We start from the raw sequence: 15439 nt of genomic DNA on the forward strand, positions 1-15439 counted from the left end.
TAGGGATGTATAGCGAAATGCTTGCCATCGACAAAACAAACACCGTCGACCCCGTTGCCCTGGAGAAGAGCATCGCTTCCGCGACCGAAGCGCTGTTCGGTTACCGCCAATCCGACGGACACTGGATATTCGAGTTGGAAGCCGACAGCACCATCCCTGCCGAATACATCCTGCTGCGCCACTATCTCGCCGAGCCCATCGACAGTGAGCTCGAAGCCAAGATCGCGAACTATCTACGTCGCACCCAAGGCAGTCATGGCGGGTGGCCGCTGGTGCAGGATGGCCCGTTCGACATGAGCGCCAGCGTCAAATCCTATTTCGCGCTGAAGATGATTGGCGATTCCGTCGATGCGCCGCATATGGTGCGCGCGCGCGAGGCGATCCGCTCCCGCGGCGGTGCTGCCCGCGTCAACGTCTTCACGCGGTTTCTGCTGGCGTTCTACGGTGTACTGACTTGGCGCGCGGTACCGGTGCTGCCGGTCGAGATCATGCTGTTGCCGATGTGGTCGCCGTTCCATCTCAACAAGATTTCCTATTGGGCGCGCACCACGATCGTGCCGCTGATGGTGATGGCGGCGTTGAAGCCGCTGGCGAAGAATCCCAAGGGCGTCGGCATCGACGAGTTGTTCCTGCAGGATCCCAAGTCGGTCGGGCTGAGCGCGAAGGCGCCTCATCAAAGCTGGGGCTGGTTCACGCTCTTCAGCACGCTGGACAAGATCCTGCGCGCGGTCGAACCGTTGTTTCCGAAAAAGCTGCGCCAGCGCGCGATCGACGCCGCGCTCGCGTTTACCGAGGAGCGGCTCAACGGCGAAGACGGCATGGGTGCGATCTATCCGCCGATGGCCAACATCGTCATGATGTACGACGCGCTCGGCAAGGGACCGGATTATCCGCCGCGTGCGGTCACCCGCAAGGGCATCGACAAGCTGCTCGTGATCGGCGAGCACGAAGCCTATTGCCAGCCCTGCGTCTCCCCGGTGTGGGACACCGCGCTGACCTGCCACGCGCTTGCCGAGGCCGGCGGCGAGGACACGCTCAAGAAGATGAAGCAGGGTCTCGACTGGCTGAAGCCGCGGCAGGTCCTCGACCTCAAGGGCGACTGGGCGGCGAAGGCGCCCGACGTTCGTCCCGGCGGCTGGGCATTCCAGTACAACAACGACCATTATCCCGATCTCGACGACACCGCCGTGGTCGTGATGGCGATGGACCGGGCGCGCCGGCAGACCGGCAGCAAGGAATACGATCAGGCGATTGCGCGCGGCCGCGAGTGGATCGAAGGCCTGCAGAGCCGTGATGGCGGCTGGGCCGCCTTCGACGTCAACAACCTTGAATACTACCTCAACAACATCCCGTTCTCCGATCACGGCGCACTGCTCGATCCCCCGACCGAGGACGTCACCGCGCGCTGCATCTCGATGCTGGCTCAGCTCGGCGAGACCGCGCAGACCAGCAAGGCGGTCGCGGACGGGATTGCCTATTTGCGCCGCACCCAGCTCGCGGAGGGCTCCTGGTACGGCCGCTGGGGGCTGAACTACATCTACGGAACCTGGTCGGTGCTGTGTGCGCTCAATGCCGCCAGCGTGGACCATCAGGATCCCATGATTCGGAAGGCGGCGGACTGGCTGGTTTCGATCCAGAACCGAGATGGCGGCTGGGGCGAGGATGCGGTCAGTTACCGACTCGATTACAAGGGATATGAGCAGGCGCCCTCGACCTCCTCGCAGACGGCATGGGCCTTGCTTGGTCTGATGGCGGCCGGCGAGGTGGAACATCCGGCCGTCATGCGTGGCGTGGAGTACCTAAAAGCCACACAGACCGAGAAAGGACTCTGGGACGAGGCGCGCTACACGGCTACGGGCTTTCCGCGGGTGTTTTATTTGCGTTATCATGGCTACTCGAAGTTCTTTCCGCTCTGGGCGCTGGCGCGGTATCGGAATTTGAGAAGCACCAACAGCAGGGTGGTAGGGGTCGGGATGTGACTTGGGGGGCGGGGGCCGCCGCGATCGTGGACAATTCGGTTGATCGCAATTCGAATGATCCGCGGCCGGTTTTGATCGTTACAGGATTGGTGCAGGAAGCCCGCATTGCGGCCGGGCCCGGCATGATCGTTATCTGCAGTTCCAGCGATCCGCAGCAATTGCGCGCACTGCTGGCAACGCTGGATTCTACCACTTTCAGGGGGGTGATCTCGTTCGGCGTCGCCGGCGGGCTCGATCCGTCGCTGAAGTCGGGCGATGTGGTGGTGGCGACCGAGGTTCTCGCCGGCGATACCCGGTTTCTGGCAGGTCTGGCGTTGAACGAGGAAATGATCGCCCGCGCCGCGCTGCGCCGCCGGCGCGTGGTCCGTGGCATTCTTTCGGGTGTGGAACAGGTGATCGCGGCGACCGCCTGCAAGGCCGCGCTGCATTCGGAGACGGGGGCGGCGGCGGTCGATATGGAAAGCCATATCGCGGCGGCCTATGCGGCCGAGGCGGGGCTTCCGTTCGCGGCACTGCGGGTGATCTCCGATCCGGCCACCAGGGCGCTTCCAGCGCTCGCCAAGAGCGCCATCAAGCCGAACGGCGATATTGACCTCGGCAAGGTGCTGCGCGGGGTGGCGCGCAATCCCGCCACGCTACGCGCGCTGGTCTCCACAGGGCTCGATTTCAACCGCGCGCTGCGCTCGCTGCGCGGTTGCCGTGGCTTCCTGCACGGCGAGAGCTTTGCCATCGCGGAGGTCTGAGGGCGCGGGGCGGCAGCTTCAGAGTGTTCGAAAGCGTCAAACAAAAAGAAAAGGCCCCGGTTCGCTCAAGAACCGGGGCCTTTTAATCTTGTTTCCGTGCTCGCTCAGGCGGCGGTGGAGGCATTCGCCTGCTGCTTAGCGGCGGCGGCAGCCGCCTCGTCGCGGCGGATTTCCGACAGCTTCTTCTGAACCTGTTCGGAGAAGATGTACTGCGCCGGGCGCTGGTTGGAGAGGTCGATCTCGGGCGCCATCGGACCCGAGGTGCGGACGCCGCGCAGCGCGACCCACATCGCCTTGAACGGATTGGTCAGCGCGGCGTTGGCAGCGGTTGGCTCATAGCCGCAATGCGCCATGCAGTCGGCGCACTTCTCGTAACGGCCGGTGCCGTAGGAATCCCAGTCCGTGGTCTCCATCAGCTCCTTGAAGGTCTTGGTATAGCCCTCGCCGAGCAGGTAGCAGGGCTTCTGCCAGCCGAAGACGTTGCGCGCCGGCATGCCCCAGGGCGTGCATTCGTAGGACTGGTTGCCCGCAAGGAAATCCAGGAACAGACCGGAATGCATAAAATTCCACTTCTTGCCCTTGCCGAGAGCAAAGACGTCGCGGAACAGTTTTTTTGTCTTGGTGCGGTTGAGGAAGTGCTCCTGGTCCGGGGCGCGCTCATAGGCGTAGCCCGGCGACATCGAGACGCCGACACCGAGTTCGGTAGTGAAGTCCAGGAACTTCGCGATGTCTTCGGCAGCGTGACCGTCGAAGATGGTCGCATTGACGTTGACGGTGAAGCCGCGCGCTTTCGCGGCCTTGATGGCGGAAACCGCGCGATCGAACACGCCCTTCTGCGATACCGCCTTGTCGTGGTGGTCCTTGAGGCCGTCGAGATGCACCGAGAAGAACAAGTACGGCGAGGGCTCGAACAGATCGAGCTTCTTTTCCAGAAGCAGCGCGTTGGTGCAGAGCGAGACGAACTTCTTGCGCGCCACGAGGCCGCGCACGATCTCGCCGATCTCCTTGTGGATCAGCGGCTCGCCGCCGGGGATTGCCACCATCGGCGCGCCGCATTCGTCGGCTGCATCCCAACATTCCTGCGCGGTCATGCGGCGGTTGAGGATCGCATCGGGGTAGTCGATCTTGCCGCAGCCTACGCAGGCGAGGTTGCAGCGGAACAACGGCTCCAGCATCAGCACGAGCGGATAGCGCTTTCGGCCAAGCAGCTTCTGCTTCATCAGATAGGCGCCGATACGCATTTCCTTGAAGAACGGTATTGCCATTTTGGAGATTTTCTTTCTGGACCTGTAAATCTTGAAGTAGATCAACCCGCAGTCAGTTCGGCCGGAAGCCGGAACTCGATGTTTTCCTCCCGGCCGGGTAGCACCGAAACCGTGACGGGTCCGATACGCCTCAAAGCCTCGATCACGTCGTCGACCAAAACTTCGGGCGCCGATGCGCCCGCGGTGATGCCGACAGCCTTTGCATCCTTCAGCCAATCAGGGTTCAGCTCGCTCCCGTCGGCAATGAGATAACTCGCGACGCCGACCTCGGTGCCGATTTCGCGAAGTCTGTTTGAGTTGGAACTATTGGCGGCCCCCACCACCAAGATGACGTCCACCAGCTTACTCAGGTCCCTTACCGCAGATTGGCGGTTCTGTGTCGCATAGCAGATATCCCGGATGTCGGGGCCTTGAATATCTGTAAATTTGGCCTGAAGGGCGGCGATTATGTCCTTTGTGTCGTCCACACTGAGGGTGGTCTGGGTGATATAGGCCACCGGGGCATCGGTCGGCAGCGGCAGAGCCGCCACGTCGTCGACGTTTTGGACCAGGAGAACCGGGCCCGGAACCTGGCCCATGGTGCCCTCGACCTCGGGATGGCCGGCATGGCCGATCAGGACCAAGGTGCGGCCCTTGGACATATACCGTTTACCCTGATTATGGACCTTGGTGACCAGCGGGCAGGTGGCATTGAGGACCGGAAGACCGCGGGCGGCGGCCTCTTCCTCGACGCTGCGGGCCACGCCATGGGCGCTGAACACGGTTACCGCAAGCGGCGGTACCTCCGACAGGTCCTCGACGAAGATCGCGCCCTTGGCCTTCAGGCTTTCGACCACGTATTTGTTGTGCACGATCTCGTGCCGGACATAGACCGGCGGGCCGTATTTCTCGAGCGCACGCTCAACGATTTCGATGGCACGCACGACGCCCGCACAAAATCCGCGGGGCTGCGCTAGATACACTTCCATGGGATGTCCATTACGCAAGTTGCACCAAATACCGAATTCGCAAATTCACCCGAAGGCCTCCGTGCAGCCGATCACACTCCGGATATTTGCAATATCCGCACCATGGCCGGTTCCGGTAGGTAATCCCCATACTAGGCACATGGAAGCGCAGGACTATGTGTCAAAAATTGTGTGGATAGGAAAGGTTGGATCGCGCAATGGTTACCGGGCGATGGGTATTTAGCTACCGATACATGCGTTGCCCGGCCGATTGTTCCTCACCGGTTCGTCACTTTATTGCCCACCCGAACCGGCTATACCGGCGCCCGAACGCCCGTTCCGGTCTGTTGTGGCGACTTCGCTCGAACCCTCGGGGAAAGTAACCAAAACAACATTAGATCGGCGGCGGGAACTCCGCTAGACAGCGGGGCGTTTTCGCCCAGCTCTCCTTTTAGATTTAGAAAGAAACGAAGTGCTGACCAGTGTAGTTGTCGCCGTTGTCAAAGCCTGTACGCGGTTTGCCACTCTCGTCGTCATCGTCTCCCTGCTTCTGGCGGTCGGGGGGGCCTACTATGCCGCCCGCAATTTCGCGATCAACACCGACATCAACACGCTGATCTCGCCCGACCTCGACTGGCGCCAGCGCGACATCCAGTTCGAGCAGGCCTTCGACCGGGAAAAACTGATCCTGGCCGTGGTCGAGGGGCCGACGCCGGAGCTCACCAGCGCTGCAGCCAAGGCGCTGGCAACGAAACTGTCTGGTGACACCAAGCATTTCGAATTGGTGCAGCCGCTCGGTTCGGGCGAGTTCTTCGAGAAGAACGGGCTGTTGTTCCTGCCGGTGGAAGAAGTCGGCAAAGTCGCCGGCCAGCTCGAAGCCGCCGCGCCCCTGATCGAGATCATGGCCGGCGATCCCTCGATCCGCGGGCTGACCGGTGCGCTGGAGACCGGACTTGCCGGCGTCAAGCGCGGTCAGGTCAAGCTCGATAATGCCGAACGTCCCTTCAACTTGATCAGCCAGACGGTCGAGAACATCCTGAGCAAGGGAACCGCGACATTCTCCTGGCGCGAACTCGTCAGCGACAAGCCTTTGACCGATTCCGATCGCCGCGCCTTCATCGAGTTCAAGCCGATACTCGACTACAACGCGCTCCAACCTGGCAAGGATGCGACCGATGCGATCCGGCAGGCCGCGACAGATCTCAATTTTGCCGACGAATATGGCGCGCGCGTCAGGCTGACCGGCCCGGTTCCGATCGCGAACGAGGAATATGCGACCGTCCAGGATGGCGCGATCGTCAACAGTGTCGCAACTGTCCTCATCGTCCTCGTGATCCTCTGGTTGGCGCTGCATTCGGCGAAGATCATCTTCGCGGTGTTCGTGAACCTGTTCGTCGGCCTTGCCATAACGACCGCGGTCGGCCTGATGATGGTGGGTTCGCTGAACCTGCTGTCGATCGCGTTCGCCGTCCTGTTCGTCGGCATCGGCGTCGACTTCGGCATTCAGTTCAGCGTCCGCTACCGTTCGGAGCGGTTCAAGAACGAAGATCTGGCGCTGGCGCTGGAGAGCGCGGCCAGACGTTCGGCGGTCCCGCTTTCGCTCGCCGCGATGGCGACCGCCGCCGGCTTCCTTTGCTTCCTGCCCACCGACTACAAGGGCATCTCCGAACTCGGCAAGATCGCCGGCGCCGGCATGCTGATCGCGTTCATCAGCAGCATCACGGTGTTGCCGGCGCTGCTAAAGCTGCTCCATCCGCCCGGCGAAAGCGAGCCGGTCGGTTACGCGTTCCTGGCGCCCGTGGACGCGTTCCTCGAACGGCATCGCGTCATCATCGTCGTCGGTACGCTGATCCTCGTAGTGGCCGGCCTGCCGCTGCTCTATTTCATGAAGTTCGACTTCAACCCGATCAATCTGCGCAATCCGAAGGCCGAATCGATCGGGACTTTCCTCGACCTGCGCAACGATCCCAACACCGGCGCCAACGCCATCAACGTGCTGACCAATTCGGAAGCGGAGGCGAAGAAGATCGAGGCGCGGCTGGAGAAGTTGCCGGAAGTTCTTCGCGTGATGTCGATCGACAGCTTCGTGCCCGAAGACCAGCCAGCCAAGCTCCAGTTGATCGGAAAGGCAGCGAAGGTCGTCGGCCCCGCGCTCAATCCCGACTCGGTCGACGCGGCGCCCACCGATGAGGAGAATGTAGAGGCGCTGAAGAGTTCGGTCGACAGCTTGCGCAGGGCCGCGGGCGACGGCAAGGGGCCGGGCGCGGTTGCCTCGCGAAGGCTGGCGGATGCATTGTCCAAGCTTGCCGGAAGCGACCAGGCGACGCGCGAGAAGGCCCAGGACATCTTCGTCGCCCCGCTCAAGATCGTGTTCGACCAGCTCAGGAACACGATGCAAGCCGGGCCGGTGACGCTGAAGACGCTGCCGCCGGAACTGTTGAATAGCTGGAAGTCCAAGGACGGGCTGATCCGCGTCGAGGCGCTGCCGAAAGGCGATCCCAACGACAACGACAATTTGCGCCGCTTTGCCAATGCGGTGCTGGCTGCCGAGCCGAACGCGATCGGCGGACCGGTGTCGATCCTCAAGTCCGGCGACACCATCGTGAAGGCGTTCATTCACGCCGGCATCTGGGCGCTGGTGGTGATCAGCCTATTGTTGTGGCTGACGCTGCGGCGCGTCACCGACGTGCTGATGACGATAGTGCCGCTATTGGTGGCCGGCGCGGTGACGCTGGAGCTCTGCGTGCTGATCGGACTGCCACTCAACTTCGCCAACATCGTAGCATTGCCGCTGCTGCTCGGCGTCGGCGTCGCCTTCAAGATCTATTACGTCGTGGCCTGGCGCGAGGGCAGAAATAACCTGCTGCAGTCTAGCCTGACGCGCGCGATCTTTTTCTCTGCGCTGACGACTGCGACCGCTTTCGGAAGCTTGTGGCTATCCAGTCATCCCGGCACCGCCAGCATGGGTAAATTGCTGGCGCTGTCGTTTGTCATCACGCTTGCTGCGGTGTTGCTGTTCCAGCCGGCGCTAATGGGCAAACCGCGCGATGTCGGGAAGTAGGCAGATGTCGCCGATGTCGCCGGGCTGGGCGGCCGCCTGTTTCTGACCGGACGCGGCCTTCGGCGCGGGCGCAGGATTTACCGCACCCGTGGTCTTCGGCGGGGCGGCTGGCGCTGCGGTCTTGGGCGCTGCGCCGGATGCACCCTTCGGTGCGCCCTTGGCCATGCTGTTGGTGGGGCTTAAGGGGATCGGCGGACCGACACGGGTCCAGGTCTCGCCGCCGCAGAGGAAGCCGAGCACGCAGCCTTGAATCTCGAGCTGGTCGGTCCCGACCGGCTTGATGGTCGCACTGTAGTTTTGTCCGTCCTTGGCGTTATAGACCTCACCCTCCCACGCATCGACGCCGGACTTCTTCTTCATGTCGATCAGGATCGGCATGCCCAAAGTCGGCCGGCTCTGCTTAGAGGCATCCGGATTGTTCTTGTCCTTGCCGCCCGGCATCTTTTCCCAGGCAACGACGCCCCACATGTTGCCGTTGCATTGGGCGACGCGAATGTTGGCAACACCGTCGGCCACTTTCCAGTCACCGGTGGGATCGGCGGCCAGCGCCGCATCAAGACCTGTGGCTAAAATGATTCCCGAATAAACTATTGTGCGCGCGACAGTTCTTAGGCAGTGCAACATGGTTCGAACCTGTGTTTAAGTAGATGATCCAAGCGAGGGGTCAAAACGCCGCATTGAGCGTTTTCAGTTGACGAAACAGCCATCAACCGACGTATGTAGCCAATGCCAGATTCATATCTAGACGTTTCCGGGCTGTTTGTAGAGCGGCAGGCGCAGCGCAGTTCCATGCATGCACGGCATCTGAACGAGCAGCTCGTCCGGGTGCTGAAGACCATCGGCTACGATGTGGGCTTTCAGAAGGGTCAAGGACAATACCTGTTCGATCGTGACGGGGCCCGCTATCTCGATCTACTCAGCGGATTTGGCGTTTTTGCGATTGGCCGCAATCATCCGGCGCTGCGTCTGGCGCTGAAAGGCGTGCTCGACAGCGATTTTCCCAATCTGGTGCAACTCGACGTCTCGACGCTGGCGGGCGTACTGGCGGAACGCCTGCTCGAACATGTGCCATATCTGGACAAGGTATTCTTTGCCAATTCCGGCGCCGAGACCGTCGAAGCCGCAATCAAGTTCGCGCGCGGTGCGACCGGCCGTCCCGGCATCGTCTCCTGCTCGCATTCCTTCCACGGCCTGTCCTACGGCGCGCTGTCGCTGATGGACGATGCGAACTTCAGAGGCGGCTTCGAGCCGCTGCTGCCGGGATGCACGCAGATAACTTTCAACGATCTCGCCGCGCTCGAGCAGGCATTGTCCTCGCGCCAGGTCGCAGCCTTCATTGTCGAGCCGATCCAGGGCAAGGGCGTCAACATGCCATCGGATGAATTTTTGCCGGGCGCCGCCGCGCTGTGCAAAAAGTACGGCACGATCTTCATTGCCGACGAAATCCAGACCGGTATCGGCCGCACCGGAAAATTCCTCGCGGTCGAGCACTGGAATGTCGAGCCCGACATGGTGCTCTTGGCAAAGGCGCTGTCGGGCGGTCACGTGCCAGTCGGCGCGCTGCTGACCCGCAAGTCCATCTTCGACAAGATCTTCAGCCAGATGGATCGCGCGGTCGTGCACGGCTCGACTTTTTCGAAAAACGATATGGCGATGGCCGCCGGCATCGCTACCCTCGATGTGATCAAGCAGGAGAAGCTTGTCGAGCAGGCCGCCAAGCGCGGCGCCGAGCTTCGCCTTGCGCTGACCCGCATGGTGCCCGGCTACGAACTGCTGAAGGAAGTGCGCGGCAAGGGATTGATGATCGGCATCGAGTTCGGTCCGCCGAAATCGCTGAAGCTGAAGGCTTCCTGGAATCTGCTGGAGACCGCAAATAAGGGCCTGTTCTGCCAGCTCATCACCGTACCGCTGTTCAAGGATCACAAGATCCTGACGCAAGTCTCCGGCCACGGCAGCCACACCATCAAGCTGCTGCCGCCGCTGGTGATCACGGAGGAAGATTGCACCTGGATCGAAAAATCGTTCGACGACGTCATTGCCGCGAGCCACAAGGTGCCAGGCGCGATCTGGTCGCTCGGCAAGACGCTGGTCGACAACGCGGTCAGGAAGTCGGCGTAACGCAGCCCGGAGCGCCCAACGGGTCGCGCGAATGCGCACCCCATCCGGGCTAAGATCGAAACCCGCATCCATCGGGAGAACAGCATGAGCAACATCACCGGCGGCTGTCACTGTGGCGCCATCCGTTATGAGATCGCTGGGAACCCTATCGTTCATGCGCTGTGCCATTGCGCGGATTGCCGCCGTCACGCCGGCGCGCCGATGGTTGGGTGGACGATGTACGCGGAGGACGCGCTCAAGGTGACGAAGGGAACGCCCAAGGTTTACGAATCATCGGAGCATGGCCGGCGACAGTTTTGCGCGAACTGTGGCACCGGTCTCTTCTACACCAATGCCAATGTGCTGCCCGGGATCGTCGATATTCAGAGCGCGACCTACGATGATCCCGACGCCGTGCCGGCCATGGTGCATATCCAGGTCGCAGAGCGCCTTCGCTGGATGGAGCGGGCGCACGAACTGCCCACCTTCGACCGCTATCCGCCGCCGCCATAGCGACGGCGGCGACCGGGATAGTCTTCGGGATAGTCCTACTGTGTTTGAGCACAGCGGTGAGCGTCTAGCCCGTCGAACGAAAGCCCTGTCAGTCGCGCTAACGCGAAAGCATTTCGCCTCTCCCTGACGAAAATCGGTATCCAATTTTCCCGATCATGCTCTAGGATGCGCGCGCCGAGCGGTCGCAAAGAGCCGCCGGCGCGTGTTGTCGGAGGAAGCATGATGGAATATCAGCGTCGCCAGTTCTTGCAGCTCGTCGCCGGTGCGGCTGCGCTCCCCGTTACGTCAAGCATTGCAAGTGCGCAGGCCTATCCATCGCGGCCGGTTCGCCTCGTGATCGGCTATACGCCCGGCGGCTCGGCGGACCTCACCTCGCGTCTGATGGGGCAATGGCTGTCGGAAAAGCTCGGGCAATCCTTCGTGATCGAGAACCGGCCGGGCGGCGGCACCAATATCGCAACCGAGCAGGTGCTGCGTGCCACGCCCGACGGCTACACGCTGCTTCTGGTGGCGCCGGCGAACGCGATCAACGCCACGCTTTACGACAAGCTCCCCTTCGATTTCATGAAGGAGATGGAGCCGATCGCCGGCATCATTCGTTTTCCCAACGTCGTGGTGGTGCATCCGTCACTGCCGATCAAGTCGATTCCCGAACTGATCGCCTATGCCAAGGCCAATCCGGGCAAGCTCAACATGGCATCGTCAGGCAACGGCTCCACGATCCACATGTCGGGCGAACTGTTCAAGATGCTGACCGGCATCAACATGCAGCACGTGCCGTACCGCGGCGGCGCGCCGGCGCTCACCGACATGCTTTCCGGCCAGATGCATGTCATGTTCGATAACCTTCCGACCTGCGCCGAGCACGTCAAATCCGGCAAGCTGCGCGGGCTTGCCGTCACCAGCACAACGCGCTCGGACGTGCTGCCGGATTTGCCGTTGGTCGCGGATTACCTGCCGGGCTACGAGGCGAGCGCGTGGTATGGCCTCGCAGCGCCCAAAGGCACGCCGCCGGAAATCGTCGACAGGCTCAACAAGGCGGTCAACGAAATCCTCGCCGATCCCAAGGCGAAGGCACGCTTCGCCGAGATCGGCGCCATCCTGCTGCCGGGCTCGCCCGCCGACTTCGGCAAGCTGGTGGCGGATGAGACCGAGAAGTGGGGCAAGGTGGTCAAGTTCGCCGGCGCCAAGGTGGACTAGCGCGGTATTGATCAGACTGGCGGCGAGGGTACTTGCAATGCCGGCTTTCGGGGGTAAGGCATACGCGGATCAGCCGCGCCGTGATGTCCGCAAGTTGACCCCCTAACAGACATCGCGCTTGGCAGCGTCCACTTTTCGCCGTGGGCCACGGTGTTACATTGGGCGAGAAGTCCGGCGATCGGCGCTTCCGTCGACAGATGTGTCTTCGCAACGCTCTCGCATGTGCTATTCTCGTTGTATAAGCCATAGGTATACCATGACCGGTATTGCAGAGTGGCTAGCATCGATCGGTTTGGGCGAGTACGCCGAGCGATTCCGCGAGAACGCCATCGACCTCTCGGTCGTTCGAGATCTCACGGAGCAGGACCTAAAGGACTTGGGCGTCCTGCTTGGGCATCGCCGCAAGATGCTGCGCGCGATCGCAGAACTTCAGGGAGAGGTTCCGCGAACACCTCGAACGGGCACCAAGCCGGCGTCGGCGGACAACGCCGCGCGGCGTCAACTTACAGTCATGTTTTGCGATCTGGTCGGCTCGTCGGCACTTTCGGCTCGCCTTGATCTGGAGGACTTGCGGGCCGTAATGGGCGCCTATCACCGCTGCATCGCAGAGGTTGTCGCCCAGAATGACGGTGTTATCGCGCGGTACATGGGAGATGGCGTGCTCGCCTATTTCGGCTATCCTCAGGCGCACGAGGATGATGCCGAACAGGCGACACGCGCCGGGCTGGCGCTGGTCGATGCCGTGGCTAAGCTCCGGACAGACCCCGCCACCGAGCTACAGGTTCGCGTTGGCATCGCTACCGGCATGGTGGTCGTGGGCGATTTGACCGGCGAAGGCTCGGCTCAAGAGCAGACGGTCATCGGCGAGACGCCGAACTTAGCTGCGCGCCTGCAGGCGTTCGCCAATCCCGGTACCGTGCTGATTTCCGAGAGTACGCACCGGCTCACTGATGGGCATTTCGAATACCGCAATCTCGGCCCTGTCGCGCTTAAAGGATGGGCGGAGCCAATACCAGCCTGGCAGGTCCTGGGAACGACCGAAGTGGAAAGCCGTTTCGAGGCACAGCACAAAACCCGATTGGCGCCGCCAATTGGGCGTGACGAGGAAATCGAGATGCTGTTGCGTCGCTGGCAGCACGCCAAGCGTGGCGAAGGTTGCGCCGTAATGCTCACCGGAGAGCCCGGTATCGGCAAGTCGCACATTGCTTTAGCGCTTGACGAGCGGCTCCACGCCGAACCGCACATCACGGTGCGCCAGTTCTGCTCGGCGCACCACACTAACAGTGCGCTGTATCCTTTCATCCGCCAGCTCGAACGGGCTGCCCGGTTCGAGCGGAGCGACCCGCCGGCAGAGAAGTTCGCCAAGCTTGAAGCGCTGCTCGTGCGGTCCGGCGCTGATGCCGACCGCGTCGTGCTACCTCTGGCCAACCTTCTGTCGATACCACCCAGTGACCGTTACCGCATGCCAGAGCTGAGCCCGCAGAAACGCAAGGAGATAACATTGGCGGCGTTTTTGACTCAGCTCAATGGCTTGGCGGCGCGACAGCCCGTGTTTGTCATTGTTGAGGATGTCCATTGGGCGGATCCGACGTCGCTGGAGCTGCTCACGATGACCTTGGAACAGGTGCCGCGGCTTCGGGTGCTGCTGCTCATCACCGCGAGGCCTGAGTTCACCCCGCCCTGGCCAGGTCATGCGCATGTGACGACGATCTCGCTCACGCGGCTGAACCGGCGCAACGGGGCGGCGTTAATCGAGCGCGTCACCGCCGGCAAAACGCTCCCGGAAGAGGTAATGGAGCAGATCCTCGCCCGCACCGATGGCGTGCCGCTGTTCGTGGAGGAACTGACCAAGACTGTGCTCGAAACCGGGCTATTGCATGAGCAGGACGATCACTACGTCCTCAACCGTCCTCTGCCCTCGATGGCGATTCCGACGACATTGCACGCATCGCTGATGGCGAGGCTCGATCGATTGGCTCCGGTGAGGGAGGTGGCTCAGATCGGCGCAGTGGTGGGTCGCGAGTTCTCCTACGAGCTGCTGAGCACCGTAGCCGAGTTGCCAAAAGAGAGACTTGAGGAGGCGCTTGCCCAGTTGGTTCGGTCGGAGTTGATATTCTGCCGGGGCGAGATACCCCAGGCGGTCTATACCTTCAAGCACGCGCTTGTGCGGGACGCTGCCTACTCGGGGCTCCTGAAGAGTCGACGCGCAGCGCTGCATGCCACGATCGCGGACGCGTTCGAGCAACGGTTTCCGGAAATTGTGGAGACTCAACCCGAAACTCTCGCGCATCATCTGACGGAGGCCGGGCTGTTCCAAAAGGCGGAGGCATATTGGCTGCAGGCGGGCAGGAAGGCCGCCATGCGCTCGGCTAACCTTGAGGCCATCGCGCACTTGCAACGAGGTATCGAGGCATCGGGCCATCTGCCCGACAGCGCGCGAAAGGACAGGTTGGAACTTGACTTCCAATTCGCTCTCGGGCCATGCCTGATCGCTACCCAAGGGCCAGCCTCGAACAAGGCGATGGCAACCTTCACCCGCGCGCGCGAGCTGTGCGAGCGCCTTGGAGACCCTCCCGAGCGACACCAGGTGATGTTCTGGTTGACCACCGCGAGCGTAATGCGCGGTGAATTGCCGCTGGCCGAGGAAACGATCGCAGCCCTGCTCCAACTCGCCGAAGCGCGCGACGATCGACCAGCGTTGCTCAACGCGATGCGCGGGCAGGGGATGATCCGCCTTTTCATGGGACGTCTCACCGGTGCCCATGAAGCGATCGAACGCGCCTACGAAGCATTCGAGGCGAGCAGCGAGGAGGATAGGCTGGCGGCGCGTGTTGCCGGCCAGGATGCCGGCGTGGCCGACCTGGCGCTGATGTCGTGGGCCCTCTGGCTGCTCGGCAACGCCGATACGGCAATTATGCGAATGAACGCCGCTATTCAGCGTGCCGACGCCATCGGTCATCCGCATTCGCAGGCGTATGCTTGTTACTATGCATGCATTCTTTACGCGCTTCGCGGCGAGTTCCTGACTGCGCAAGGTCATGCCGAACGCTGTATCGCCCTGTCGGAGGAGCATGGATTCCGGCAATGGCGCCTGGCGCGCGCCATTCGGGGCATATGCGTGGCGTCGCTCGATCCTTCACCCAGCGCACTCGGGGAGATCCGTGCCGCGCTGGACGAATATCGTAGCGCAGGTTATCAGCTGGCTACCACTGCGCTCGACGTGCTTTTGTGCCCGCCATTGTTGATCGATCACGACTACGAGCCCGCGCTGGAATTGGTCGAGCACGGCCTCGCTACAACCAGCCGCAACAGCGAACGAATTTTGGAGGCCGAATTGTATCGGCTGAAGGCACGGGTGCTGGTCGTCCGCGGCGGACCAGACGTCGAAGCCGAAGCGCAGGCACTGCTCGATCAGGCATTAAACACGGCAAGAAGCCAACACGCCAAGACGCTTGAACTTCGAGCCGCAACGGACCGGGCCGCGCTGTGGATCGATCAGGGCAGACGTGAGGAAGCGCTCAATTTCCTCGCGCCGATCTACGCCTCGTTCTCCGAGGGTCTTGATACGCAAGATCTGCACCAGGCAAAGGCTTTGCTCGAACGGTTGAGGTGACGTGATCTGGAGGTGTAACTG

10 protein-coding genes are annotated in these 15439 nt (G+C 62.0%); 7 read left to right on the forward strand and 3 right to left on the reverse strand.

Annotated elements, in window-relative coordinates; translation table 11 throughout:
* The first annotated feature begins 17 nt into the window (after positions 1 to 17).
* The gene (gene shc, locus CQ13_RS38885) at positions 18 to 1979 is read left to right on the forward strand and encodes a squalene--hopene cyclase (protein ID WP_057848161.1); all 1962 of its coding nucleotides are present in this window, start codon (positions 18 to 20) and stop codon (positions 1977 to 1979) included.
* 26 nt (positions 1980 to 2005) lie between these two features.
* Positions 2006 to 2722, forward strand: coding sequence for a phosphorylase (locus CQ13_RS38890; RefSeq protein WP_245309615.1), 717 nt, complete (start codon positions 2006 to 2008; stop codon positions 2720 to 2722).
* A 104-nt stretch (positions 2723 to 2826) separates the two neighbouring features.
* On the opposite strand, the gene hpnH is transcribed toward CQ13_RS38890, so the two are convergent.
* On the reverse strand, positions 2827 to 3987 hold the full coding sequence (hpnH, locus tag CQ13_RS38895) for an adenosyl-hopene transferase HpnH (protein WP_057848163.1): 1161 nt from the start codon (positions 3985 to 3987) through the stop codon (positions 2827 to 2829).
* Between the two features lie 41 nt (positions 3988 to 4028).
* Positions 4029 to 4955 carry a 4-hydroxy-3-methylbut-2-enyl diphosphate reductase gene (ispH, locus tag CQ13_RS38900; protein ID WP_057848041.1) on the reverse strand — a complete coding sequence of 309 codons (927 nt, stop codon included), beginning with the start codon at positions 4953 to 4955 and terminating at the stop codon, positions 4029 to 4031.
* Positions 4956 to 5406: 451 nt separating this feature from the next.
* Between ispH and hpnN the strand changes: the two genes are divergently transcribed.
* Entirely contained in the window at positions 5407 to 7995 is a 2589-nt protein-coding gene (hpnN, locus tag CQ13_RS38905; protein WP_057848042.1) for a hopanoid transporter HpnN, read from the forward strand.
* On the opposite strand, the gene CQ13_RS38910 is transcribed toward hpnN, so the two are convergent.
* Complete coding sequence (locus CQ13_RS38910; RefSeq protein ID WP_057848043.1) at positions 7963 to 8619, reverse strand: DUF2147 domain-containing protein; 657 nt, start codon at positions 8617 to 8619, stop codon at positions 7963 to 7965. The genes hpnN and CQ13_RS38910 overlap by 33 nt on opposite strands.
* A gap of 102 nt (positions 8620 to 8721) precedes the next feature.
* On the opposite strand from CQ13_RS38910, the gene hpnO reads away from it, so the two are divergent.
* The 4 genes from hpnO to CQ13_RS38930 all read left to right on the forward strand — a co-directional run bounded on the left by hpnO (position 8722) and on the right by CQ13_RS38930 (position 15418).
* Entirely contained in the window at positions 8722 to 10113 is a 1392-nt protein-coding gene (gene hpnO / locus CQ13_RS38915) for an aminobacteriohopanetriol synthase HpnO (RefSeq protein WP_057848044.1), read from the forward strand.
* An 84-nt stretch (positions 10114 to 10197) separates the two neighbouring features.
* The gene (locus CQ13_RS38920) at positions 10198 to 10605 is read left to right on the forward strand and encodes a GFA family protein (RefSeq protein ID WP_057848045.1); all 408 of its coding nucleotides are present in this window, start codon (positions 10198 to 10200) and stop codon (positions 10603 to 10605) included.
* Positions 10606 to 10827: 222 nt separating this feature from the next.
* Complete coding sequence (locus tag CQ13_RS38925) at positions 10828 to 11805, forward strand: Bug family tripartite tricarboxylate transporter substrate binding protein (RefSeq protein ID WP_082637908.1); 978 nt, start codon at positions 10828 to 10830, stop codon at positions 11803 to 11805.
* Between the two features lie 256 nt (positions 11806 to 12061).
* The gene (locus tag CQ13_RS38930) at positions 12062 to 15418 is read left to right on the forward strand and encodes an AAA family ATPase (protein WP_057848046.1); all 3357 of its coding nucleotides are present in this window, start codon (positions 12062 to 12064) and stop codon (positions 15416 to 15418) included.
* Positions 15419 to 15439 lie beyond the last annotated feature (21 nt).

Origin of the sequence: Bradyrhizobium retamae (assembly GCF_001440415.1) — a bacterium.
Lineage (GTDB): Bacteria > Pseudomonadota > Alphaproteobacteria > Rhizobiales > Xanthobacteraceae > Bradyrhizobium > Bradyrhizobium retamae.

Coding starts and splice junctions, on each gene's coding strand:
- hpnH (WP_057848163.1), bottom strand. CDS start 3,987: ATGGCAATACCGTTCTTCAAGGAAATGCGTATCGGCGCCTATCTGATG.
- shc (WP_057848161.1), top strand. CDS start 18: ATGCTTGCCATCGACAAAACAAACACCGTCGACCCCGTTGCCCTGGAG.
- hpnO (WP_057848044.1), top strand. CDS start 8,722: ATGCCAGATTCATATCTAGACGTTTCCGGGCTGTTTGTAGAGCGGCAG.
- CQ13_RS38910 (WP_057848043.1), bottom strand. CDS start 8,619: ATGTTGCACTGCCTAAGAACTGTCGCGCGCACAATAGTTTATTCGGGA.
- CQ13_RS38930 (WP_057848046.1), top strand. CDS start 12,062: ATGACCGGTATTGCAGAGTGGCTAGCATCGATCGGTTTGGGCGAGTAC.
- CQ13_RS38920 (WP_057848045.1), top strand. CDS start 10,198: ATGAGCAACATCACCGGCGGCTGTCACTGTGGCGCCATCCGTTATGAG.
- CQ13_RS38925 (WP_082637908.1), top strand. CDS start 10,828: ATGGAATATCAGCGTCGCCAGTTCTTGCAGCTCGTCGCCGGTGCGGCT.
- ispH (WP_057848041.1), bottom strand. CDS start 4,955: ATGGAAGTGTATCTAGCGCAGCCCCGCGGATTTTGTGCGGGCGTCGTG.